The 23,762-nt window shown below is 64.6% G+C and carries 23 protein-coding genes and 1 other RNA gene; 7 read left to right on the top strand and 17 right to left on the bottom strand.

The features are described 5' to 3' along the window. Nucleotides 1-54: 54 nt before the first annotated feature. Nucleotides 55-1,332: a 4-aminobutyrate--2-oxoglutarate transaminase gene (locus FJ946_RS14170; protein WP_140564866.1), complete on the bottom strand. Its 1,278-nt coding sequence runs from the start codon at nucleotides 1,330-1,332 to the stop codon at nucleotides 55-57. 406 nt (nucleotides 1,333-1,738) lie between these two features. Continuing rightward, the gene (locus FJ946_RS31130; RefSeq protein ID WP_224618226.1) at nucleotides 1,739-1,957 is read right to left on the bottom strand and encodes a hypothetical protein; all 219 of its coding nucleotides are present in this window, start codon (nucleotides 1,955-1,957) and stop codon (nucleotides 1,739-1,741) included. On the opposite strand from FJ946_RS31130, the gene FJ946_RS14175 reads away from it, so the two are divergent. The 3 genes from FJ946_RS14175 to FJ946_RS14185 are packed head-to-tail and all read left to right on the top strand — an operon-like array spanning nucleotide 1,956 to nucleotide 7,110. Next, on the top strand, nucleotides 1,956-2,939 hold the full coding sequence (locus tag FJ946_RS14175) for an efflux RND transporter periplasmic adaptor subunit (protein WP_224655873.1): 984 nt from the start codon (nucleotides 1,956-1,958) through the stop codon (nucleotides 2,937-2,939). The two genes, FJ946_RS31130 and FJ946_RS14175, sit on opposite strands and share 2 nt — an antisense overlap. Next, on the top strand, nucleotides 2,936-4,015 hold the full coding sequence (locus FJ946_RS14180) for an efflux RND transporter periplasmic adaptor subunit (RefSeq protein WP_140564868.1): 1,080 nt from the start codon (nucleotides 2,936-2,938) through the stop codon (nucleotides 4,013-4,015). Before FJ946_RS14175 ends, FJ946_RS14180 begins: the two co-directional genes overlap by 4 nt. After that, nucleotides 4,012-7,110 (top strand): efflux RND transporter permease subunit, encoded by a 3,099-nt coding sequence (locus FJ946_RS14185; protein ID WP_140564869.1) that lies wholly within the window; start codon nucleotides 4,012-4,014, stop codon nucleotides 7,108-7,110. The genes FJ946_RS14180 and FJ946_RS14185 overlap by 4 nt, the downstream gene beginning before the upstream one ends. 12 nt (nucleotides 7,111-7,122) lie before the next feature. Here the strand turns inward: FJ946_RS14185 and FJ946_RS14190 are convergent, their stop codons facing one another. From FJ946_RS14190 to ffs, 13 genes are all read right to left on the bottom strand, one after another. Then, nucleotides 7,123-7,437: a hypothetical protein gene (locus FJ946_RS14190; protein ID WP_140564871.1), complete on the bottom strand. Its 315-nt coding sequence runs from the start codon at nucleotides 7,435-7,437 to the stop codon at nucleotides 7,123-7,125. Between the two features lie 39 nt (nucleotides 7,438-7,476). Beyond that, the gene (locus FJ946_RS14195; RefSeq protein ID WP_140564872.1) at nucleotides 7,477-8,226 is read right to left on the bottom strand and encodes an ABC transporter ATP-binding protein; all 750 of its coding nucleotides are present in this window, start codon (nucleotides 8,224-8,226) and stop codon (nucleotides 7,477-7,479) included. Beyond that, on the bottom strand, nucleotides 8,223-9,083 hold the full coding sequence (locus FJ946_RS14200) for an ABC transporter ATP-binding protein (protein ID WP_140513126.1): 861 nt from the start codon (nucleotides 9,081-9,083) through the stop codon (nucleotides 8,223-8,225). The genes FJ946_RS14195 and FJ946_RS14200 overlap by 4 nt, the downstream gene beginning before the upstream one ends. Further along, nucleotides 9,080-10,006, bottom strand: a complete 927-nt coding sequence (gene nikC / locus FJ946_RS14205; protein ID WP_140496850.1) for a nickel transporter permease — start codon at nucleotides 10,004-10,006, stop codon at nucleotides 9,080-9,082. Before nikC ends, FJ946_RS14200 begins: the two co-directional genes overlap by 4 nt. Before the next feature lie 139 nt (nucleotides 10,007-10,145). Next, the gene (locus tag FJ946_RS14210; RefSeq protein ID WP_140564874.1) at nucleotides 10,146-11,213 is read right to left on the bottom strand and encodes an ABC transporter permease; all 1,068 of its coding nucleotides are present in this window, start codon (nucleotides 11,211-11,213) and stop codon (nucleotides 10,146-10,148) included. A 9-nt stretch (nucleotides 11,214-11,222) separates the two neighbouring features. Continuing rightward, entirely contained in the window at nucleotides 11,223-12,866 is a 1,644-nt protein-coding gene (locus FJ946_RS14215; protein WP_140564876.1) for an ABC transporter substrate-binding protein, read from the bottom strand. A 253-nt stretch (nucleotides 12,867-13,119) separates the two neighbouring features. Continuing rightward, nucleotides 13,120-14,397 carry a lytic murein transglycosylase gene (locus FJ946_RS14220; protein WP_140564877.1) on the bottom strand — a complete coding sequence of 426 codons (1,278 nt, stop codon included), beginning with the start codon at nucleotides 14,395-14,397 and terminating at the stop codon, nucleotides 13,120-13,122. 197 nt (nucleotides 14,398-14,594) lie between these two features. After that, complete coding sequence (gene recR, locus FJ946_RS14230) at nucleotides 14,595-15,200, bottom strand: recombination mediator RecR (protein WP_140513120.1); 606 nt, start codon at nucleotides 15,198-15,200, stop codon at nucleotides 14,595-14,597. 98 nt (nucleotides 15,201-15,298) lie between these two features. Further along, nucleotides 15,299-16,258: a cell wall hydrolase gene (locus FJ946_RS14235; protein WP_140732237.1), complete on the bottom strand. Its 960-nt coding sequence runs from the start codon at nucleotides 16,256-16,258 to the stop codon at nucleotides 15,299-15,301. Between the two features lie 196 nt (nucleotides 16,259-16,454). Next, complete coding sequence (locus tag FJ946_RS14240; protein WP_140496863.1) at nucleotides 16,455-16,862, bottom strand: hypothetical protein; 408 nt, start codon at nucleotides 16,860-16,862, stop codon at nucleotides 16,455-16,457. Nucleotides 16,863-16,933: 71 nt separating this feature from the next. Continuing rightward, nucleotides 16,934-17,257: a YbaB/EbfC family nucleoid-associated protein gene (locus tag FJ946_RS14245; protein WP_140496865.1), complete on the bottom strand. Its 324-nt coding sequence runs from the start codon at nucleotides 17,255-17,257 to the stop codon at nucleotides 16,934-16,936. 30 nt (nucleotides 17,258-17,287) lie between these two features. Further along, nucleotides 17,288-19,120: a DNA polymerase III subunit gamma/tau gene (locus FJ946_RS14250; protein WP_140559691.1), complete on the bottom strand. Its 1,833-nt coding sequence runs from the start codon at nucleotides 19,118-19,120 to the stop codon at nucleotides 17,288-17,290. Nucleotides 19,121-19,225: 105 nt separating this feature from the next. Next, nucleotides 19,226-19,322, bottom strand: an RNA gene (ffs, locus tag FJ946_RS14255) — signal recognition particle sRNA small type. Between the two features lie 145 nt (nucleotides 19,323-19,467). Here ffs and FJ946_RS14260 point away from each other — a divergent pair. Genes FJ946_RS14260 through FJ946_RS14270 form a run of 3 tightly spaced genes read left to right on the top strand, consistent with a single transcriptional unit; the run spans nucleotide 19,468 to nucleotide 21,199 of the window. Beyond that, on the top strand, nucleotides 19,468-19,887 hold the full coding sequence (locus FJ946_RS14260) for an HIT family protein (RefSeq protein WP_140556749.1): 420 nt from the start codon (nucleotides 19,468-19,470) through the stop codon (nucleotides 19,885-19,887). Between the two features lie 51 nt (nucleotides 19,888-19,938). Continuing rightward, complete coding sequence (gene nudC, locus FJ946_RS14265; RefSeq protein ID WP_140496871.1) at nucleotides 19,939-20,880, top strand: NAD(+) diphosphatase; 942 nt, start codon at nucleotides 19,939-19,941, stop codon at nucleotides 20,878-20,880. A gap of 19 nt (nucleotides 20,881-20,899) precedes the next feature. Continuing rightward, nucleotides 20,900-21,199 carry a Dabb family protein gene (locus FJ946_RS14270; protein ID WP_140564879.1) on the top strand — a complete coding sequence of 100 codons (300 nt, stop codon included), beginning with the start codon at nucleotides 20,900-20,902 and terminating at the stop codon, nucleotides 21,197-21,199. Between the two features lies 1 nt (nucleotide 21,200). Here FJ946_RS14270 and FJ946_RS14275 read toward each other — a convergent pair whose 3' ends face one another. Together FJ946_RS14275 and FJ946_RS14280 are read right to left on the bottom strand one after the other, a co-directional pair. Beyond that, entirely contained in the window at nucleotides 21,201-22,064 is an 864-nt protein-coding gene (locus FJ946_RS14275; protein WP_140564881.1) for a prephenate dehydratase, read from the bottom strand. A gap of 35 nt (nucleotides 22,065-22,099) precedes the next feature. Continuing rightward, on the bottom strand, nucleotides 22,100-22,828 hold the full coding sequence (locus FJ946_RS14280; RefSeq protein ID WP_140564883.1) for a 3-deoxy-manno-octulosonate cytidylyltransferase: 729 nt from the start codon (nucleotides 22,826-22,828) through the stop codon (nucleotides 22,100-22,102). Between the two features lie 191 nt (nucleotides 22,829-23,019). On the opposite strand from FJ946_RS14280, the gene FJ946_RS14285 reads away from it, so the two are divergent. After that, entirely contained in the window at nucleotides 23,020-23,721 is a 702-nt protein-coding gene (locus FJ946_RS14285; protein ID WP_140496880.1) for a cytochrome c family protein, read from the top strand. Nucleotides 23,722-23,762 lie beyond the last annotated feature (41 nt).

Here is a 23,762-nt window from a genome sequence, read left to right on the forward strand (position 1 = left end):
CGGCACGTTCACCGGGCTCAGTGTAAGCCGTCAGGAGAAATGGGCGCCGGCCCCTCAGGCAGCGCGAACCTCGCGGATCGAGCTTTCCAGAATGTCGAGCGCCTCGTTCATGATGCCGTCCTGGATGGTGAGCGGCGCCAGGAAGCGGATGACGTTGCCGTGAACGCCGCAGGTGAGCAGGATCAGCCCCTTGTCGAGCGCCTTCAGCCTGACCGCATTGGCCATCTCCGCCGATGGCAAGCCCTTCCTGACGTCGTTGAACTCGACCGCGTTCATGAAACCGGGGCCACGGATGTCGACGATTTCGGGGACGTCGTCGCGGATCGAGCCCAGACGCTGCTTCAGCCTGGCGCCGAGCGAGTTGGCGCGGTCGCACAGCTTCTCTTCCTCGATCACGTCAAGCACCGCGTGCGCGGCGGCAACGCCGATCGGGCTGCCGCCATAAGTTCCGCCCAGCCCGCCGGGGCCAGGCGCATCCATGATCTCGGCGCGGCCGGTGACCGCCGCCAGCGGAAAGCCGCCGGCCAGGCCCTTGGCCATGGTGGTGATGTCGGCGGTCACCTCATGATGCTCCATGGCAAACATCTTGCCGGTGCGGGCAAAGCCGGTCTGCACCTCGTCGGCAATGAGCAGGATGCCATGCTGATCGCAGATCTTGCGCAGCGCGGTCATGAAATCGCGCGGCGCTTCGTAGAAGCCGCCCTCGCCCTGCACCGGCTCGACGATGATGGCCGCGACCCTGGCCGGATCGACGTCGGCCTTGAACAGGCGATCGAGCGCTGCAAGCGAATCGGCCACCGACACGCCGTGCAGCGGCACCGGGAAAGGAGCGTGGAAAACGTCGGCCGGCATGGCGCCGAAGCCGACCTTGTAGGGCACGACCTTGCCGGTCAGCGCCATGCCCATGAAGGTGCGGCCATGGAAGCCGCCGGCAAAGCCGATGACGGCTTGGCGGCCGGTGGCATTGCGGGCGATCTTGATGACGTTCTCGACCGCCTCCGCGCCGGTGGTGACGAAGATCGTCTTCTTCTCGAACTTGCCCGGAAGCATGCCGTTCAGCCGCTCGGCCAGCCGTACATAGCTCTCATAGGGCACCACCTGGTGGCAGGTGTGGGTGAAGCGGTCGAGCTGCGCCTTGACCGCCTCGATAACCTTGGGGTGGCGATGGCCGGTGTTGACGACGGCGATGCCGGAGGAGAAATCGATGTAGCGGCGGCCCTCGACATCCCAGATCTCCGAGTTCTCGGCCCGGTCGGCGTAAATCTGCGTGGTCATACCGACACCGCGCGAGATCGACTGGCTCTTGCGTTCGGAAATGGCTGAGTTCTTCATGATGTCCCTCATAGGGCCGGCGCCCGTTCTGCTTGATCAGATGTCTTCTGGGCTTATTTCATGCTTTCCTCAAGTCGGCACCGCCGGCAGGCGATTGGGCCTGAGGTAGCGCGCCTGACCAGCCGGCGATATCCGTAACCAGGGCAACGGACTGCGTTAACGGGTTCGGAGCCTTCGCGGCGCGCTGTTGAGGATCATTGAACGGAAAAACCCGCCTGTGCGGCGGGTCCCTGGCGCAACTCAGCACCATATCCAAATATCTATCATAGTTGCCTTCACCTCGTCAAGGAAAAAATTCCTATCACGAAAAGCTGCCCGGCCGGGACTGGCCGTCGTCAGGCCTTTGCAAACCCGAGTCGGATGCCTGACACGGGTACGAGTCCGGTTTCCTTTTTCGGGAGATCGACTATCGTGCCGGGATCCGCGAGGCATCGCGATCGGCGAGCGGCCTGCGGCTGAGGGAGCCCATGAGCAGGAACGCGACATCGTCCGTCTCGCCGCCATCGGTCAAACCTTCCAATTTTTCGACTTTTTCCATCGGCGTAGCGCTTTTCACTTGCACGGCCGTCCTGCTTTTGGCCGGCTGCCAGAAACAGGAAGCGGCCGAGAAAAAGCTGCCGATCATGGTGCGCACCGAGACCGTGGCGATGGCCGACTATGCGCCGAGAACCGCGCTGACCGGGGTGATCGCGGCGCGTACGCTGAATAATCTGTCGTTCCGGGTCGGCGGCCGCGTCGCCGAACGGCTTGCCGATGTCGGCCAGCATGTCGACAAGGGCGCGGTGCTTGCCCGCATCGACCCGCAGGAGCAGGAATCCGATTTGCGCTCGGCGCAGGCCGATCTCGACGCGGCGCAAGCGCAGTTGACCCAGTCCGCCGCCGCCTTCGAGCGGCAAAAGACGCTGCTTGCCCAGGGTTACACCACCAGGCGCGACTATGACGCCGCCGATCAGGCATTGAAGGTGGCGCAAGGCAGCCTCGACGCGGCGCAGAGCGCGCTCGCCAATGCCAAGCAGAACCTGTCCTTCACCGAACTCAAGGCTGGCGCCGCGGGCGTCATCACCGCCCGCCAAGTCGAAACCGGCCAGGTGGTGCAGGCTGCGCAGACCGTCTTCACCGTCGCCGAGGACGGCGACCGCGACGCGGTGTTCAACGTCCAGGAGACGTTGGTCGCCAGGACGCCGACCTCGCCGGCGGTGACGATTACGCTTCTGTCCGACCCGCAGATCAGGGCAACGGGCAAGGTGCGCGAAATCTCCCCGGCGGTCGATCCGGCGTCGGGCTCGATCCGGGTCAAGGTCGGCATTGCCGATACGCCCGCCGGCATGCCGCTGGGCGCGGCCGTCATCGGCTCGGTCGGCGCCAAACCGGCCAAGGCGATCCTGCTGCCCTGGCAGGCATTGACGTCCAGCGCCGGCAAGCCGGCGGTCTGGATCGTCGATCCCTCGACCGGTACGGTGACGATGGCACCGGTCGAGGTGCTGGCTTTCAATTCCGGCACCGTCGTCATCGCCAGGGGATTGGAGGAGGGCCAAAGCGTCGTCACCGCGGGCGGACAGCTGCTCAGTGCGGGTCAGAAAATCGAGATATCGGGAGCGGGCCAATGAGCCGGCTGCCGCGCCTCCTGCTTGGCGTGATAGCGCTTGGCGCGCTCGCCGCCTGCTCGAAATCGGAGGAGAAGCCGCCGGAGATCATCCGGCCGGTGCTGTCGGTGGTGGTCGAGCCGCGCACCACGCAGGTCTTCGGCTTCGCCGGATCGGTCGAGCCGCAGGTCAGCGCCGATCTCGCCTTTCGCCTGCTCGGCCGGGTCGTGTCCCGCGACGTCAATGTCGGCGACATCGTCAGCAAGGGCACGACGATCGCGGCACTGGACCCGACCGCCTTGGAGCTGTCCGTCCAGGCGGCCAAGGCCGAGCTCTCCAATGCCGAGGCACAGTTTGCCAACGCCGCCGCCAGCGAGGAGCGCCAGCGCCAATTGCTTGCCACCGCCAACACCACGCAAGCCGTGTTCGATGCCGCGCAGCAGGCGAGGAAGGCGGCCGAGGCCAGTGTCGAGCGGGCCAAGGCCTCGCTGGCCAAATCGCAGGAGCAGCTCGGCTATGCCAGGCTGTTCTCGGATTTCGACGGCGTCGTCACGGCTGTCGGCGCCGAGGTCGGCCAGACGGTCTCCCCCGGCCAGACGGTCGTCACCGTGGCGCGCTCGGACCCGCGCGAAGCGGTGGTCGATATTCCAGACCAGTTGACCGGCCATCTCACGGCCGGCACGCCGTTCCAGGTCATCCTGCAATCGCTGCCGACGATCCGGACCGAGGCCAAGCTGCGCGAGATCGCGCCGCAGGCCGAGGGCTCGACGCGCACGCGGCGCGTGCGGCTGACGCTTACCGATCCGCCGCAGGCCTTCCGGCTCGGCTCGACCGTGACCGCAACGCGCATGACCACGGTGGAGCCGACGATCGAACTGCCGCTGTCGGCGCTCTTCCAGAGGAACGGCTCCGACAGGGTGTGGATCGTCGATGCGCAGACATCGAGCGTGAGCACGCGCGAGATCAAGGTTGCCTCCAGGAACGGCGGAACCTTCACGGTGGCTCAGGGGCTGGAAGCGGGAATGCGCGTCGTCACCGCCGGCGTCCACAGCCTGACCGAAGGCCAGAAGGTCAAACTGCCCGCGGGAGGGGCCTCATGAAGGGCTTCAACCTCTCCGACTGGGCGCTCAACCACCGCTCGATGGTCTGGTATTTCATGCTGGTCTTCGTTGCGGCCGGCATCTTCTCCTACCTCAACCTCGGCCGCGAGGAAGACCCCGCCTTCACCATCAAGACCATGATCATCCAGGCCAATTGGCCCGGCGCTTCGGTCAAGGAGACGGTGCAGCAGGTGACCGACCGCATCGAGAAGAAGCTCGAGGAACTCGACAGCCTCGACTACACCAAATCCGTCACCACAGCCGGCCAGACCGTCATCTTCGTCAACCTGAAGGACACCACCAAGGCGCGCGACGTCGTGCCGAACTGGATTCAGGTGCGCAACATGGTCAACGATATCAAGGCGCAGTTCCCGCAAGGCGTCCAGGGACCGTTCTTCAACGACCGTTTCGGCGACGTCTACGGCAACATCTACGCCTTTACGTCGGACGGGCTGACGCCGCGCCAGCTGCGCGACTATGTCGAGGATGTCAGGACAAAAATCCTGACCGTGCCGAATGCCGGCAAGGTGGACCTGGTCGGTGCCCAGGACGAGGCGATCTACCTTGAATTCTCGACCCGCCAGATCGCGGCCCTCGGCCTAAACCAGCAGGCGATCGTGGCAAGCCTGCAGGCGCAGAACGCGATCACGCCGTCGGGCGTCATCCAGTCCGGCCCGGAACGCATCAGCGTGCGGGTCGGCGGCCAGTTCACCTCCGAAGAGAGCCTTCGCGCGATCAATCTTCGCGTCAACGACCGCTTCTTCCGGCTGAGCGACGTGGCGACGATCACGCGCGGCTATGTCGATCCGCCAACGGCACTGTTCCGCTTCAACGGCCAGGACGCGATCGGGCTCGCCATCGGCATCAAGCCCAACGCCAATCTGCTCAAATTCGGCGAGGCGCTGCATGAGGCGATGAACAAGGTGCTGGCAGACCTGCCGGTCGGCGTCGGCGTGCATCTGGTCGCCGACCAGCCGGTCATCGTCGAGGAAGCGGTCTCGGGCTTCACGCGCGCCTTGTTCGAGGCGGTGGCCATCGTGCTGGCCGTGTCCTTCATCAGTCTCGGCATGCGCGCCGGCTTCGTCGTGGCGCTGTCGATCCCGCTGGTGCTGGCCATCACCTTCACGGTCATGTCCTATCTCGGCATCTCGCTGCAGCGCATCTCGCTCGGTGCGCTGATCATCGCGCTCGGGCTTCTGGTCGACGACGCGATGATCGCGGTCGAGATGATGGTGGCGCGGCTGGAGGTCGGTGATAGCCTGCGCAAGGCGGCGACCTATGTCTACACATCGACCGCCTTCCCGATGCTGACCGGCACGCTGGTGACCGTCGCGGGCTTCATTCCGATCGGCCTCAACAACAGCGCCGCCGGCGAATACACCTTCACCCTGTTCGTCGTCATCGCCGTGTCGCTGCTGGTGTCGTGGATCGTGGCGGTGCTTTTCGCGCCGCTGCTCGGCGTCACCATTCTGCCGGCGACGATGAAGACGAAGCATCACGACCAGCCGGGCCGCTTCACCTCGCTGTTCCGGCGTGCCCTTGTCGGCTCGGTGCGCCATCACTGGCTGACCATCATCGCCACGGTGCTGTTGTTTGCCGCCTCGATCGCCGGCTTCGGCCTGGTGCAGCAGCAGTTCTTCCCGCCATCGGACCGGCCGGAGCTGATCGTCGACTGGAACCTGCCGCAGAATTCCTCGATCGCCGACACGCGCGAGCAGATGGAGCGATTCGAGCAGCGGGCGCTGGTCGGCAATCCCGACATCGACCATTTCTCGTCCTATATCGGCCAGGGCGCGGTGCGCTTCGTGCTCGCCTATGACGTGCAACCGGCCAATCCCTATTTCGGCCAGACGGTGATCGTCACCAAAAGCATCGAGGCTCGCAACCGGGTGAAGCCGGCGCTGGAAAAGCTGCTGCGCGAGGAATTCGTCGGCACCGACGCCTTCGTGAAGCTGCTCGAACTCGGACCGCCTGTCGGCCGCCCCGTGCAGTACCGCGTCGGCGGGCCCGACATCCAGACGGTGCGCGCGCTGGCGCAGCAATTCGCCGGCGTCATCTCGGCCAATCCCAAGCTCGCCGCGCCGACCTTCGACTGGAACGAGCCGCAGCGCGTGCTCAGGGTCGACGTGCTGCAGGACAAGGCGCGGCAGCTCGGCATCACCTCCTCCGACATCGCCAGCGCGCTCAACAGCACCGTCGGCGGCGCCACCATCACGCAAGTGCGCGATGCCACCTATCTGATCAATGTGGTGGCGCGCTCGCGCGAGGCCGAACGCGGTTCGATCGAGACGTTGCAGAACATGCAACTGCCGACCAGCACCGGCGAGGCCATCCCGCTCGCGGCGGTGGCCAACTTCCGCTACGAGCTCGAACAGCCGACGGTGTGGCGACGCGACCGCATCCCGACCATCACGGTGCGGGCCGGCCTGGTCGGCGACGTTCTACCGGCAACGGTGGTCAACGAATTGAAGCCTTCGGTCGATGCCTTCATCGCCAAGCTGCCGCCGGGCTATTCGATCGAGACCGCCGGCTCCGTTGAGGAAAGCGCCAAGAGCCAGGGGCCGATCGCGGCCGTCGTGCCGCTGATGCTGTTTGTGATGGCAACCATCCTGATGGTCCAGCTGCAGAGCTTCCAGCGCCTGTTTCTGGTCGTTGCGGTGGCGCCGCTCGGGCTGATCGGCGTGGTGGCGGCCCTGGTGCCGAGCGGCGCGCCGCTCGGCTTCGTCGCCATCCTCGGCGTGCTTGCCCTGATCGGCATCCTGATCCGCAACTCGGTCATCCTGATCGTGCAGATCGAGGACCTTGTCGCGGAGGGCAAGGACCGTTGGGCCGCCGTTATCGAGGCAACCGAACACCGGATGCGGCCGATCGCGCTGACGGCCGCCGCCGCCAGCCTGGCGCTGATCCCGATCGCGCGCGAAGTGTTCTGGGGACCGATGGCCTACGCGATGATGGGCGGCATCATCGCGGGTACTGCGATCACGCTGCTGTTCCTGCCGGCGCTTTACGTGACGTGGTTCAGGATCAAGGAGCCGAAGCGTCGGGATGAGCCGCCCGCTCTGGAGACCGGCGAACCGGTGCAAGCTCAGACCTGAGACATTGCCGAGTCATTCGTTGTCGTTGGTGGGTGTGGGACGCGATTTGGCCCGCTGCCAAGGTGACGATTTTGAGCTGCGCCAGGCATGCCAGCCTTCCGGCAAGTCGGCCAAGATCTGGATGCTTTCATCCCGCTGCAAAACGCTTTGCAGGTTCACGATCATTATGTCGCCTTCTTCAACAGGTCCGGTTTCGCTGTTGTGGAATTGCCAACTGCCGTCGTCATCGTCATGCGAGACATATGCGATCCAGTCGCCCCGGGTTACTATGCCCCTGTCCAAAAACACCCCGACGTTAGGAGGATCTGCAAACTGCCATTCCTTCATGACGTCCCCTAAGACGATCGGTTCGCAAGACAAGCGAATTCAAATAGCTCTCACAAACCCGTCGCTGGCCCGCAAGAGATTGCGCGTGTAATCCTTCGTCACGCGCCGCTCGACCAAGTCACCCGCCGTCAAATTCTCCACCGCCTCGCCGCTTTGCATCACCATCAGGCGCTCGCACATATGGGTGATGATGGCGAGGTCGTGGCTGACCATCAGGAAGGTCAGCTTGCGCCGCCGGCGTACTTCCTCGAGCAGGTTGAGCACCTCGGCCTGCACCGAGGCATCGAGCGCCGAGGTCGGCTCGTCGAGCAGCAGGATCGACGGTTCGAGGATCAGCGCGCGCGCGATCGCCACGCGCTGGCGCTGGCCGCCCGACAATTGATGCGAGTAGCGGAAGCGGAAGCCGTTGCCGAGACCGACCTCGTCGAGCGCCCGCTGGATGCGCTTTTCCCCGTCGCCAAAACCATGGATGGCGAGCGGCTCCTGCAGCAGGCGGTCGATGGTCTGGCGCGGGTGCAGCGAACCGTACGGATCCTGGAACACCATCTGCACTTCGCGGTAAAAGGCCTTGTCGCGGCGCGCGCCGAGCTTCTTGCCGTTGACCACGATGCTGCCCGAAGCGACCGGCGCAAGGCCGGCGATCGCCCTGAGCAGCGTCGATTTGCCGGAGCCGGATTCACCGACCAGGCCGAAGGATTCGCCCGGCTGCACGTCCAGGCTGACGCCCTTCAGTGCGCGAAAGCGGTCGAAGATGACCTCCAGCCCGTCGACGGCGATTGCTGATGTCATGCCGCCCACTCCGGCTTGCGGTCGAGCACCGGCAACGGGTGACGATCGGCGCCGATCTTGGGCATGCAGTTGAGCAGGCCGCGCGTGTAGGGATGCTGGGCGCGACCGAGTTCGGAGGCCTTGAGCTGCTCCACCACCTTGCCGGCATACATGACGATGACGCGGTCGCAAAAGGACGAGACCAGGCGCAGATCGTGCGAGATGAAGATCAGCCCCATGCCGCGCTCGCCGACCAGCCGGTCGAGAATGCCGAGCACGTCGAGTTGCACGGTGACGTCGAGCGCCGAGGTCGGCTCGTCGGCGATCATCATTTCCGGCCCGGCGATCAGCATCATGGCGATCATGGCGCGCTGGCCCATGCCGCCGGAGACCTCGTGCGGATGCAGGTCGAAGACACGCCGGGGGTCGCGGATCTGCACCGCCTCCAGCATGGCCAGCGCGCGCTCCCGCGCCTCGGCCTTGGAGACCTTCTCATGGGTGCGCAGCGTCTCGACGATCTGGCGGCCGATGCTCATCACCGGGTCGAGCGAATATTTCGGATCCTGCAGGATCATGGCGATGCGATTGCCCCGCAGCGCGCGGCGCTCACGTGGCGATGCGGCCAGAAGGTCGATGCCGTCGAAAGCCAGCCTCTTCGCCGATATCCGCGCCTGGGGCGGCGTCAGCCCCATGATGGCACGGCCGGTCTGCGACTTGCCCGAGCCGCTCTCGCCGACGATGCCGAGCCGCTCGCGGCCTAGCGAGAAGGAAACGCCGCGCACCGCCTCGATCAGCCCGGTGCGCGTCGGGAAGGTGACGCGCAGATCGTCGACTTCGAGCAATGCGCGTTCCGGCCGTGTCCTCGTTTCGCCGTTCATTGGTCGCCGCTCCGCGGGTCGAGCGCGTCGCGCAGGCCGTCACCAAGCAGGTTGAAGCCGAGGCTGACGATCAGGATGGCGAAGCCCGGCGCGCCGGCCACCCACCATTGGTCGAGCACGAAGCGGCGGCCCGAAGCGATCATCGTGCCCCATTCGGGCAGCGGCGGCTGCGCGCCGAGCCCGAGGAACCCGAGGCCGGCGGCGGTGAGGATGATGCCGGCCATGTCGAGCGTCACGCGGATGATCAGCGAGGAGATGCAGAGCGGCATGATGTGGCGCAGCACGATGCGGAAGGGCGAGGCGCCCATCAGCTCCACCGCCTTGATGTAATCGGAATTGCGCACAGTCAGCGTTTCGGCACGCGCGATGCGGGCATAGGGCGGCCAGGAGGTGATGGCGATGGCGAGCACCGCGTTCTCGATGCCGGGGCCGAGGGCCGCGACAAAGGCCAGCGCCAGGATCAGCTTGGGGAAAGCGAGGAAGATGTCGGTGATGCGCATCAGTATGGCATCGGTCCAGCCGCCGGCATAGCCGGCGACGGTGCCGACCACGAGGCCGATGGGGGCGGCGATGATGGCGACCAGGATGACGACGTACAGCGTCCAGCGCGAGCCGTAGAGAATGCGCGAGAGGATATCGCGGCCGAGATCGTCGGTGCCGAACCAGTGCTCAGCACTTGGCGCCAGCAGGCGCGCATTCTTCAGATCGCCGAAGGTCGGCGAATAAGGCGCCAGTACCCCTGCAAGGGCGGCAATGACCAGCAGCGCGATGATGATGAGCAGGCCGAGAAAGGCCAGCCGATTGGCGGAAAAACGCCGCCACGCGACATAGGCGCGGCCGAGCCTCGCCTGCATGCGCGAGGCCGGCCGCTCGCTGAGCAGCCAGTCGCGGCGGGAGAGGGGGGCGGCGTCGGAGGCGGTCATGACGATGCCTCTTGGCGCTGTCGGCCCCCACTCCGGTCTGCTTCGCAGACCAACTCTGCCCCGTTCGACGGGGGAGAGGAAAGGTGGCCCGAAGGGCCGGGGTGGGCCGCAGCCGAGCCTGAAAGTGGGATTCCTCTGCTCATCTTACCTTGGTCCTCGGGTCGAGCACGCGGTAAAGCAGGTCGGACAGAAGATTGATGGCTATGAACACCGAGCCGATGACGATGGTGCCGCCGAGCACCGCGTTCATGTCGGCATTCTGCAGCGAATTGGTGATGTAGAGGCCGATGCCGGGCCAGGAGAAGACCGTCTCGGTCAACACCGAGCCTTCCAGAAGTCCGGCATAGGAGAGCGCGATCACGGTCACCATCGGCACGGCGGCATTGCGCAAGGCATGAGCCCAGATGATGCGGGTTTCCGACAGGCCCTTGGCGCGCGCGGCGACGATGTATTCCTGCGTGAGTTCGTTGAGCATGAAGGAGCGCGTCATGCGGCTGATATAGGCGAGCGAGAAATAGCCGAGCAGCGAGGCCGGCAGGATGATGTGGCGGAACGCGTCCCAGAAGACATCCCACTGCCCCTGCATCGCCGAATCGAGAAGGTAGAAGCCAGTGATCGGCGTGAAGGTGTATTCGTAGACGACGTCGAGCCGCGCCGGGAAAGCCACCCATTGCAGCTTGGCGTAGAACAGGACGAGCCCGAGCAGGCCAAGCCAGAAGATCGGCACGGAATAGCCGATCAAGCCGATGACGCGGACCACCTGGTCGATGAGGCTGCCGCGCCTGACGGCAGCCAGCACACCCAGCGGCACGCCGAACAGCGCGCCGATCAGTGTCCCCAACGTCGCCAGTTCCGTCGTTGCCGGAAGGGCGCGGCGGATGTCGGTCATGACCGGATTGGTGGTCAGCACCGAGGTGCCGAAATCACCGTTGAGAGCATTTTTGACGTAAATGTAGAACTGCTCGATCAGCGGCAGGTCGAGACCCATCTCGCGGCGCGTGCGCTCCACGACATTGGCCGGCGCCCGGTCGCCGAGCACGGCCAACACCGGGTCGATGGGGATGACGCGGCCGATGAAAAAGGTCACCGCGAGCAGACCGAGATAGGTCGTGATCGCGATCACCAGGAAGCGGCCGATCGATGAGAAAATGGTGACGGCGCGGGCGCTGCCGCGCCCTGCCGCCGCCTGATTTTCAGCTACGCTCATCCGCCGGCGCTATTCCTTGGAAACCGGCCCAACGAAATTGGTGTCGAAGCTCGGGCCGAGCGCGAAACCCTTGAGGTTCTTGCGCAACCCGGCGACTTCCAGCTGCTGATGGATGATGACGAAGGGACTGGTGTCCAGGATCTTCTGCTGCAGATCCTTGTACATGTCGGCGCGCTTGCCCGAATCCTTCTCCAGCAAAGCGGCTTCGGTTTGCTTGGTCAGGTCCGGAATATCCCAGGCGTTGCGCCAGGCCAGCGTCTTGGACTTGCCCTCATCCGAATTGTCCGGGTTCGAGGCAAAGGTCTGGGCATTGGAGTTCGGATCGAAATAGTCCTGGCCCCACTGACCGATATAGATGTCGTGGTTGCGGGCGCGGTACTTGGTCAACGTCTGCTTGCCGTCGCCGGGAATGATCTCAAGCTTGATGCCGGCCTGGCCGAGCGTCTGCTGGATCGATTCCGCCATGCCGGTTGTCGGCTGGCCGGTGCGCACATCCATGGTCACGCTGAAGCCGTCGGGCAGGCCTGCCTTGGCCAGCAGTTCCTTGGCCTCGGCGACGTCGAGCTTGAACGGGTTCTTGTCCAGTTCTCCGAGCACGCCCTTGGGCAGGAAAGTCTGGTGGATTTCACCGATGCCCTTGAGGATGGTCGAGCTCAGCGCGTCATAGTCGACCAGATATTTGAAGGCCTGGCGGACTTCGGGCTTGGCGAGGTTCTGGTTCTTCTGGTTGAGGCTGATGTAGTAGACAGTTCCCTTCGGCGCACTGGTTGTGGTGAGGTCGGCGTTCTTGGCAATGGCGTCGAGGTCGTTCGGCTCGAGATTGCGGGCGACGTCGATGTCGCCGGCCTCAAGCGCCAGGCGCTGTGCTGAGCTTTCCTTCATGTTGCGGTAGATGACGCGGGCAAGCTTTGCCTTTTCGCCGTAGTAATTGTCGTTCCGTTCGAGCACGACGGCCTCGTTGGCGCGCCACTCACGCAGCTTGTAGACGCCCGAGCCGGCATAGCCGGTCTTCAGCCAGGCATTGCCGAAATCATTGTCCCATTTGTAGTCGGCGCTCGGCGTGACCGCCGCGACATGTTCCTTGACCAGCTTGGCGTCGACGACCGAGGCGACGGTGGCCGACAGGCAGTTCAACACGAAGCTCGGCGCATAGGCCTTGTCGACGATGAACTGGAAGGTGGTGTCATCGACCGCCTTGGCCTTTTCGGCGACATTGTCGCCGCTGATCCCGAACTGGTCGATGATGAAGGCCGGGCTCTTGTCCAGCTTGACGGCGCGTTCGAACGAATAGGCGACGTCGGCCGCGGTGATCGGGTTGCCCGAGGCGAATTTCAGGCCGGGCTTGAGCTTGAACGTGTAGGTCAGGCCATCGTCCGAGACGGTCCAGCTTTCGGCGAGGTCGCCCTTGACCTTGGAGGTGTCGCTGAGGTCGAGCCGGACCAGCAGGTCATAGGTGTTGCCGGTGACCTCGGCGGTCGACAGCTCGAACGCCTCGCCCGGATCCATGGAGATGATGTCGTCGATGGCAAAGCCTTCGACCAGCGTGTCGGCTGGCGTGACCGCGCCAGCCGGCGCTCCCGCGAGAAGCAGCGCCGACATTGCGGCACCCGCAAGCAGAATGCGGGATCGTAGAGCAAGCTTTTCCATCATCATGGTGATTGTTCCCTGTTTTGTTGACCTGAGTTCCCGGCTCAGGGTTGCGGTGTTTTTCCAGGCCGACAAGGGCCCCCTTTGACCACTTACCGTCGTGGTTTTTGTCCAGTTGGTCAACAGCATATCCGGCGGCCTCGCGGCGGGCAACGAGCATTTATGCGTCGGCTCACTGGATCATAGTGGCAGGCGGGCGAGCGGGAGCATGCGAAGGCCAACAGAGGCCAGCAGTCGAGAAAAAACCCTGACTTGAGAGTTACTTCAGAGCAGCGACCAGGCCGGCATCGGGAAAGCAGGTGGCGGGCTTGCCGTTCTTTTCCTGCCAGGCGCCGATCGAGCGGCGGGTCTTGAAGCCGGGCAGCCCGTCGGCGCTGCCGACATCATAGCCCTTGGCCTCCAGCGCCCGCTGCAGGGCGGCGATATCGGAGCGGTGGAGGTCACCGACCGCGCCCCAGTTGCCGGAAAAATTGGCATCGCCATGGGCGATGCGATCGGCGCCATGGCCTATGAACAGGGCATAGAGGTCGCTGGTGTTGTATTGCTTCAGCACGTAGAAATTGGGCGTGGCGATGAAGCCCGGGCCGCTGCGGCCGGCCGGCATCAGCAGGAAGCCCTCGGCCTTCAGCTCGCTCGCCGGGAATGCCTTGCCGCCGACACGCTTGATGCCCATTGCGGCCCATTGCGAGATTGTCTTGCCCTGGTCGGGGCCTTCGAGCGAACAGGAGACGCTCTCGGGAACGGTCACTTCGAATCCCCAGCCACGTCCCCTCACCCAGCCATAATGGACGAGATAGTTGGCGATGGAGGCGAGCACGTCAGGCGTCGAGCTCCAGATGTCGACGCGCCCGTCGCCATCGAAATCGACGGCATGCTTGAGGAACGACGTCGGCATGAATTGCGGCTGGCCGAGCGCGCCGGCCCAGGACGATTTCATCGCATCCACCGGGGCCAATCCGCGCTGGACGATCTCGAGCGCCGCCAGCAGCTCGGTGCGGAAGAAGTCCTTCCTCGTCGACATGAACGCCTTGGTGCCGAGCACCTCGAAGGCGTCGTAAGGCATCTTCGCCGCGCCGAACCCTGTTTCGCGGCCCCAGATCGCCAAAAGGACCTCGCCCGGCACGCCATAGCGCTTTTCGATCGCGGCGAGTGTCCTGGCGTTGGCCGCCTCGCGCGTCCGCCCGCCCGATGTGACCGCGCGGATGGTCTTCTCGGCGAAATAGGCGCCGGGCGAGCCGAACTCGGCCTGATGCTGCTTCTGCGGCGTCTTCGGCTTCTCGCCGGGCATGACAAGATCGGGCAGCTTGAGATTGGGTTTGACGCCGTCGAAAGCGGCATCGAAGGTCTGCTTGGAAATGCGCTTGGCCTTGGCGTCAGGCCACAGATCGCTCCGGAGCCAGGCGCGGAACTGGTCGTCGATCTTGGCGGCCGAGGCGGGAGGGGTGAGGAACAGTGCAGCCAGTATCGCCAGGAAAAACGCAAAGCAGAACTTGCGGAGGCCGCGTTCCTTGGCGCCCCCCTCTGGCCTGCCGGCCATCTCCCCCTCAAGGGGGGAGATCGACTGTTGTCTCTGCCTTCGCCAAACACCGCCGTTGAAAAGGAGATGCCGGCTGCGAAATTGCCAATCTCCCCCCTTGAGGGGGAGATGTCCGGCAGGACAGAGGGGGGCGCCACGGAACGCCAACTTTTGAGGATGCGGGATCATCGTGACAAGCATCCTTCCCCGCAATCGCGTCAAAACGCCGTCCTGGAGCGCAGCGCTGCCGCCAGCGTGCCTTCGTCGAGATAGTCGAGTTCGCCCCCGACCGGCACGCCATGCGCCAGCCGCGTTATCTTCACCTCGAAACCGGACAATTGATCGGTCAGGTAATGGGCCGTGGTCTGGCCCTCCACCGTGGCATTGACGGCCAGGATGATCTCCTTGACCTCGCCGCCGGCGACGCGGTCGACCAATGAGCGGATGTTGAGCTGATCGGGGCCGATGCCGTCGAGCGGCGACAGCGTGCCGCCCAGCACGTGGTAGCGCACGTTCATCGCCGCCGCCCGCTCCAGCGCCCACAGATCAGAGACGTCCTCGACGACGATCAGCGTGCCGGCGTCACGGCGCGGATCGGTGCAGATCATGCAGGGGTCCGACGTGTCGACATTGCCGCAGGTGGAGCAAATGCGCACCTTGTCGGCCGCCTCGCCCATGGCGGCGGCGAGCGGCGACAGCAGCTGTTCCTTCTTCTTGATCAAATGCAGCGCGGCGCGCCTGGCCGAGCGGGGACCGAGCCCCGGCACTTTGGCCAGGAGCTGGATCAGGCGTTCGATCTCGGGACCCGCGATTCGCTTGGACATTGCCCTGATCTAGAGCAATTCCGCGAAAAGTGCGAAGCGGTTTTGCGTCCGGACCGCGTCTCCAACCAGCACCGGCAGGCCGTCAAGTGCGGCCCGCCTCAGTTGGTTTCGAGCGGACGGCTCTGGCTGACGATCATCGCGCCGATGGCATCGGTGTTCTCAGGCGTCGACTGGAATCCCATCGCCGCTTCCTGCGGCGCGCCCTGCACCGAGGAAATGACCTTCGTGTTCAAGGTCCCGCCAAAACGAGCGGCATCCGGTTCCTCCATCGGCTCCTGCATCGCCACCATCGTCGGCTTCTCCTGGACGCGCGCGGATTTTGCGGCCGGGGCAGCCGATGCCGTCACGTAGGTCTGCTGGGCCGCCTTGCCGGAGCGCACCGGCTCCGCCGCCGCAGTCACGTAGGCCGCAGCGGTGCGATCGGATGTCTTGGCCGTCGGCTCGGCGGAAGCGACACGAGTCGCGGCTACTCCGGGCAAGGCTGCTGGCTGCTCGGCCGAGGCGACCGCGACCGTCGGCTCGTCCGGCAGCGGCTGCCAGTTGCGGCCGCGCTTCTCGTAGAACGCATTGCCGCCGGCGACCATGGTGTAATGCATATTCTTGTAGGGGAAGCGCAGGCCCGCGGTGTGGAAATACATCGTGTTCTTGAGCTTGGCCTTGCGCTCGCCCTTGAGCACGGCGTCGGCGGCTTCCTCGACATCGGGCATGGCACGCGAATTCATCGGCCTGGTCATGACGCCGGGCGCGAACTGGCCGCGCTCGCCCACCACCGCGCAGATGGTGTCACCATGTTTGCCGGAGCGCAGCCGGTTCATCACGACAATGCCGACGGCGATCATGCCATCGCGGCTCGACCGGTTGGATTCGAAGAACATCGCCCTTTCCAGGCATTCCCTGTCCTTCGGCGTGTGGTAGCCGCGAGAGCTCAGGAAACTCGGCGTGATGGCGTCGGTCAGGCTGGACATGCCGTGTGACGCGGTCTGGCTGCAAGCGGCCAGGAACAGGGGAGACGTGACGACGCCGAGCAACAGCGGCGTCTTCCATCGCGTGGCAATCAACAGGTAACCCTCTCACTTCGATGCCCGCCCCCAGGCTGCGGCAAGAATGAGACACTTTCGGGCAAAATGATGGCTAAAACGTTATTGGTGAGATGCTGTTGCCAAACTGGCACAGTTACGTGGCAAGATCCGGACTTCAAGCCTTTGTTTTATGCACGCCCTTGTCCAGGCCGAGACCGCTTTTGGACGACATGCATTATCGCCCGGCTGAAATCGCTGCCGGCCGTCCTGGCTCAATTTCTTCGAATTTCTCCGAGAACAGCCCGCGCTTCAGGAACAATGCTCGCGCATTGCGGGCGACCGGCGCGATCTTTCCCGGCCAGTCGCTGTCGATGAACTCGGACCTGGTGAAATCGGGGTTGGCCTCTCCGGCAGCCTCCAGGAAATCCGCGATCTCCAGCACGATGGCGCGTTCTTCCTTCGAGAGCGCCGAAGTGCCCGCTTCGATCGAGGGGCGATGCACGAAATCCTCGAACAGGTTGAAATAGCCCTTGATGCCGACGAGATCGACGCCGGCATCAGAATCGGCCAGGATTTCCAGGATCTCGTAGATCCTGTTGCGGATACGCTGCTCGATCAGCCTTTCGGACGGCTCTTCGGCCATGGCCAACTAGTCTTTGGCTTTATGCATGTCGTTATCCCCAAAACCGTCGCACACTCTTGGGCGACATGCATCTAGAACGGCAGTTTCATTCCCGGCGGAATCGGCAGGCCGGCGGTCAGCGCCTTGGTCTTTTCCTGCATGATCTGCTCGACCTTGGCCTTGGCGTCATTGTGAGCGGCCAGAAGCAGGTCTTCGAGGATCTCGACCTCATCCTCCTTGAACAGAGACGGGTCGATCTTCAGCGACTTCATCTCAAACTTGCCGGTCAACGTGACAATGACCAGGCCGCCGCCGGCCTGGCCGACGGCTTCGACCGTGGCGATCTCGTCCTGCATAGCCTGGAACTTGGCTTGCATTTCCTTCGCCTTGCCCATGAGGCCGAGAAGATCTTTCATGGTCCGATCCTTTGCAGAGTCGTGGTTTCGTCAGGGTTCGTCGTCGTCCGCCGGCGGCTCGACCGGCACTTCGGCTTCGACCGCGTCGGCTTCCGGCGCGTCGGGGATGCGCACGTCGATGATCCTGGCGCCGGGAAAACGCGCCAGGATGGCGGCGACCGTCGGATCGCTCTTGGCGTCGAGCAAAGCGTTCTCGCGCCTGGTCGATTCCATTTCGGCCAGCGTCTGGCCGCCCTCTTCCTTCGACAGCGACACCAGCCAGTTGCGACCGGTCCAGGCGCGCAGCTTGGTCGTCAAATCGTTAAGCAGCATTTTGGGCGCATCGTCGGTCAGGCTGACGTCGATGCGGCCGGGCTCGATGCGCACGAGGCGGATGCAGCGCTTGACCAGCACCTTGAAGGCGATGTCGCGCTGCGCGTCGGCAAGGGCGACAATATCGGCCAGCGATTTCAGCGGTATTGGCTGCGCCTCCGGCGCCGGCTGCACAGGCGCAATGAAGGCGGCCGGAGCGGGCGCGGCTTCCACCAGCCGCATGGTCTGCGCGCCGCCCGACCCGCCGGGCATGCGCGCCTGCGCCACTGCGCTGGCGCCGTTGCCACCAGGAGCGCCGCCATTACCGGGGCTCGCCGGCGCGCCGTTCGAACGCGGCGCGGCGCCCGGCGCCGGCAGGCCGTTCTCCAGCGATCTCAATGCTTCGTCCAGCGTCGGCAGGTCGGCCGCATGCGCCAGCCGGATCAGCACCATCTCGGCGGCACTTACAGGGCGGTTGGACGACTGCACCTCCGGGATGCCCTTGAGCAGCATCTGCCACGTCCGCGACAGCACCTTGATCGAGAGCGTCCGCGCGAAATCGGCGCCGCGCTCGCGCTCGTCCTGCGACAGCGCCGCGTCGTCGGCGGCGGCCGGAACGAAACGCAGCCGGGTGACGAGATGGTTGAATTCGGCAAGGTCTGTCAGCACGGCGGCCGGATCGGCGCCGGTGTCGTATTGCGCGCGCAATTCCGCCAGTGCCGCGGCAACGTCACCCTTCATGACATGTTCGAACAAATCGACGACGCGGGCGCGATCGGCGAGACCCAGCATCGCGCGCACGGCTTCGGCGCTGACCGCACCACCGCCATGCGCGATGGCCTGGTCGAAAATCGATTGAGCATCGCGCATCGACCCCTCGGCCGCGCGCGCGATCATCGCCAGCGCGTCGTCTTCCGCCTCGATGCCTTCCAGGCCCGCTATCCGGGCGAGATCAGCCTTCACCACAGCCGCATCGATGCGCCTCAGGTCAAAGCGCTGGCAGCGCGACAGCACGGTGATCGGCACCTTGCGGATTTCGGTGGTGGCGAAGATGAACTTGACGTGCGGCGGCGGCTCTTCCAGCGTCTTCAACAGGCCGTTGAAGGCCTGCGTCGACAGCATGTGCACTTCGTCGATGATGTAGACCTTGTAGCGGGCCGAGACCGGCGCGTAGCGCACCCGTTCGATGATGTCCCGGATGTCGTCGATGCCGGTGTGCGAGGCGGCATCCATCTCGATGACGTCGACATGGCGGCCTTCCATGATCGCCTGGCAGTGCTCGCCGAGCACGGCAAGGTCGACGGAAGGCTGGTCGATTGTTGCCGTTTTATAATTCAGGGCCCGCGCGAGAATGCGCGCGGTCGTGGTCTTGCCGACGCCGCGCACGCCGGTCAACATCCAGGCCTGGGCGATGCGGCCGGTGGCGAAAGCGTTGGTGAGCGTGCGCACCATCGGCTCCTGGCCGACCAGTTCGGAGAAATTCGCCGGACGGTACTTGCGCGCCAGCACGCGATAGGCGCCAGCCTTGCCTATCTCCAGGCTTTTTGGTCCCGAATTTCCGGCTTCGCTCATTCGCCCGCAAAACTCCAAATGGCCGCGCCAAAAGGCGGCCGATTCCTGCGCATAGTTTCGCCCGCGCTGCAATGCGTCGTCAACGTCGCGAGAAGGGCCGATGAGGTGGGAGGCTGGAACAATGACCCGTTCCGGGCTCGTTAGGGCTGCTTCCTTCCGGACCTGACCCGGTTGGCGAGTGGATCGTCCACCACCAACCTCCCTCCGTCCATATCGGCAATTCGGCGACGAAATGCAAGGGCGCAGGCAAATCGGCTGCACCAGCCACGAGATTCGCTTGCAGCCTCGATGCAGCCGCTCTAGCGTTCATGACTCTGAGGAAAACACCAAAAGCAAGGGAAACGCCGATGCTGCCGGGCCTGAAGGCCGGATTCACGCTGGATACCCGGCTGGAGGCGGACAGCGAGCAGTTGATGTGGCTTGGGCTGTGTGAACTGCGCGTGATGAACGACCGCCGCTGGCCATGGCTGCTTCTGGTGCCGCAGCGGCCGGGCGTGGAGGAAATCCACGACATGACGCCGCTCGACCAGACAATGCTGACCTTCGAGACCAATATGGTGGCGCAGGCGCTGAAGAAGGTGACCGGCTGCACCAAGATCAACACCGGCGCGCTCGGCAACATCGTGCGCCAGCTGCACATCCACGTCATCGCCCGTTCGGAAGGCGATCCCGGCTGGCCCGGCCCGGTGTGGGGACACGGCCTGCGCGAGCCCTATCAGCGCTCCGAGCTGCGCCGGTTTGCCGAAACGATAAGGGCGGCGCTATAAGCCTTCCCGTGTCCATCCCGAACATGTCCATCCCGAACGCCCAGAGTCCGCATGAGCTTTAGCCTGTTTGACGCGCCCTTGCGCGAGCCGAGCCAATTCGTCGGCTTCGCCGGCAACAGTATCGACCGACAATCCGAGAACCGCGCCGACGATTCGGTCGACAAAGCGCTCGCCGATCCCGGAACCAGGCTGCTTTTGATGCAGGGCGGCCGGCTCTACCTGAAGGTTCGTGACGGCAGCTTCGATCCCTGGTTCGGCGTCGCCGAAAGCCTGCCCTTCCAGACCTTGCCCGGCAGCGGTGTGCTGCTTGGATTCTCCGACCAGGGCCCGGTGCTGGCGGTGACCGCCGGTCTCGAGCCGGAACAGCTTCCCGAAACAGTCAAGGCCATCGACTACCGCTCGGTCTACATGCAAGGCCTGATCGACGAAGCGGCCGCCGGAGCGATGGCGCAGGGCGCCGCACTGCTCGCCTGGCACGCCAGCCATCGTTTCTGCAGCAAATGCGGGACCGAGTCACAAATGCGGGCCGGCGGCTACAAGCGCCATTGCCCGAATTGCGGCACCGAGCATTTTCCGCGCACGGATCCGGTGGCGATCATGCTGACGGCGACGCGCGAGAAATGCCTGCTCGGGCGCGGCCGGCATTTCGCGCCGGGCATGTACTCCGCCCTTGCCGGCTTCATCGAGCCGGGCGAGACGATCGAGGCGGCGGTGCGCCGCGAGACGCTGGAGGAGGCCGGCATCCGGCTCGGCCGCGTCGTCTACCACGCCAGCCAGCCCTGGCCATTCCCCTATTCGCTGATGATCGGCTGCTTCGGCGAGCCGCTCAATGAAGACATCCAGGCCGACCTCAACGAGCTGGAAGACTGCCGCTGGTTCTTGCGCGACGAGGTGCGCCTGATGCTGGCCAGGGAGCATCCGGGCAATCTGATCACGCCGCCGAAGGGAGCCATCGCGCATCACCTGATCCGCGCCTGGGTCGACAGCGAATAATGGAAATCAGGAGAGGGAAATGATCCGCCATACCGTCGTGTTCACGCTGAAGCATCCGCCGCACTCGCTGGAGGAAAAAAGGTTCCTGGTCGACGCCAAAAAAATCCTCTCGGCGATCAGGGGCGTCACCCATTTCGAACAATTGCGCCAGGTCAGCCCCAAGAACGACTACCAGTTCGGCTTCTCCATGGAATTCGCCGACCAGGCCGCCTATACCAGGTACAACGACCATCCCGGCCACGTCGCCTTCGTGCGCGACCGCTGGATTCCTGAAGTCGAGACCTTCATGGAGATCGACTATGTGCCCCTTGGCTGGTAGCTCAATCCGCTACCTTCCACTGCTCGCGTGACTCACTTGCCGGATAGACGCCGAGGATCCGCACTTCGCGCGAGAAGAAGCGAAGCTCGTCCAGCGCCAGCTTGACCAGCGGATCGTCGGGGTGGCCCTCGATGTCGGCGTAGAACAGTGTCGCCGTGAAGGCGCCGAGCTGGTAGCTCTCGAGCTTGGTCATGTTGATGCCGTTGGTGGCGAAACCGCCCATCGCCTTGTAGAGGGCGGCCGGCACGTTGCGGACGCGGAAGATGAAGGTCGTCATCATCTTGGCGGCAGGCGACGGGCGTTCGGCCCACTGCTTGTTCTTGGTCAGGACGACGAAACGCGTGACGTTGGAATCGGTGTCCTCGACATTCTCCTCGATGATGTCGAGTTCATAGAGCGTTGCGGCCAATGCCGGGGACAGGGCGGCCATGGTGCGGTCCTTGACCTCGGAGACCATCTTGGCCGCGCCCGCCGTGTCGCCGGCGACAACCGCCTTCCAGCCATTTTTGCGGACGTATTTGCGGCACTGGCCGAGCGCATGGATGTGGCTGTGCACGGTTTTGATCTCGTCACGCTTCACACCTGGCAGCACCATCAGCTGGAAATGGATGGGCAGGAAATATTCGCCGACGATGTGCAGCCTCGATTCCGGCAGCAGATGGTGAATGTCGGCGACGCGCCCGGCGATGGTGTTCTCGATCGGGATCATGGCGAGATCGGCCTTGCCGGTTTCGACCGCGTTGAACGCATCCTCGAAGGTCGGGCACGGCAGCGGCTGCATCGAGGGATAGACGTTACGGCACGCGGTGTCGGAATTGGCGCCGGGCTCGCCCTGGAAGGATATTCTGTTGGTCTTTTCAGGCATGGCCAATTCTCGTTGAAGGGGTGTCGGTTCGGCGCTCAGTTTGAAAGGATCGTCCTGGCCCGTTCCAGGTCTTGCGGCGTGTCGACGCCGAGCGGCAGCGACCGCACGATCTCGGCGTCGATGCGCATGCCGGCTTCCAGCGCCCGCAACTGCTCCAGCCGCTCGCGGCGCTCCAGCGGCGACGGCTTGAGCGCCACGAAGCGCTCGAGCGCCGAGCGGCGATAGGCATAGAGGCCGATGTGATGATAGAGAGCGCCCTCGCCCCAGGGCGCGGTGGCGCGGGTGAAATAAAGCGCCCTCAGCCTGGTGGCCGACAATGGCGAGCCAACGATCTTGACGACGTTGGGATTGGTCTTTTCCTCGTCGCGCTCGATCTCGACGCCGAGCGTGGCGATGTCCACCGCCCTGTCCTCGAACGGCCTGAGCGAGGCCACGATGATCGCGGGATTGATGGTCGGCAGGTCACCCTGCACATTGACGATGGTTTCGACCTTGTTTGCCGGATCCAGCACCGTCAGGGCCTCGAATATCCGGTCCGAACCCGATTCGTGGTCCGAGCGCGTCATCACCGCCTCGAAACCATGCGCGCGCACCGCTTCCGCCACGCCTTGCGTGTCGGTCGCCACCACCACACGGCCAAGCCCGGCCTCGGCGGCGCGGCGCGCGACATGGACGATCATCGGGGCGCCGGCAATGTCGGCCAGCGGCTTGCCCGGGAGCCGGGTCGAGGCCATGCGGGCGGGGATCAGGATCAAGGTGGACATCGGTTTGGCGGGCGTTCGAAACGAGGAGGGGAAAGTGGCAAAAGGTCTCACTGGAAGCGCCCTTATAGGTGTTGCAACGCCGGAGCAAAAGACCTAGTTTCCGCGCGATTTGACCGGCTCTGGAGGGCAGGTCTCGATACCGACGGACGGAGTGGACGGATCGGTCCGCCGGAAAAGGGAGCAAGGGGCGTATGGATTCCAACGAAGTCAACAAGCTGCTCGCCGGATTGCTCGGAACCGTTTTCGTGGTGTTCTCGGTCGGCATCGTGTCGGACGCGCTGTTTGCCTCGCCCGCTCCGGAAAAGCCCGGCTTCGCCATCGAGGCCGCCGAGCCCGCCGAGGGCGGCCCCGCCGCTCCGGCAGCCGCCGAAAAGCCGATCGCGGATCTTCTGGCCAACGCAAGTGCCGAACAGGGCGCTGCCATCTTCAAGAAATGCCAGGCCTGCCACTCCGGCGAGAAGGGCGGCCCCAACAAGGTCGGCCCGGATTTGTGGGATCTCATCGACCGCCCGGTCGCCGAGCATGAGGGCTTCGCCTATTCGGCCGGCATGAAGGAGTTTTCCAAGGGCGGCACAGAGAAGTGGACCTACGACAACATCAACCACTTCATCACCTCGCCGAAAAAATTCGTGAAAGGCACGGCGATGGGCTTTGCCGGCCTGCCGAAGGAAGAAGACCGCGCCAACGTCATCGCCTATCTGCGCACGCTGTCGGACAATCCCAAGCCGCTGCCCGCGCCGGGCGCTGCCGCCGATGCATCCGCCCCCGCCAAGCCCGCCGAAGGGGCCGCACCGGCCAAGCCGGCCGAAGGCGCAGCTCCTGCCAAGCCAGCGGCGCCTGCGGCTCCCGCCGCACCAGCTCCGGCCGCCCCGGCACCGGCGCCTGCTCAATAAACCGGATATAGTCTCGACGACCTTGAAAAAGCCGGGTTCTG

The organism is Mesorhizobium sp. B2-4-7 (genome assembly GCF_006442685.1).
Taxonomy (GTDB): Bacteria; Pseudomonadota; Alphaproteobacteria; order Rhizobiales; family Rhizobiaceae; genus Mesorhizobium.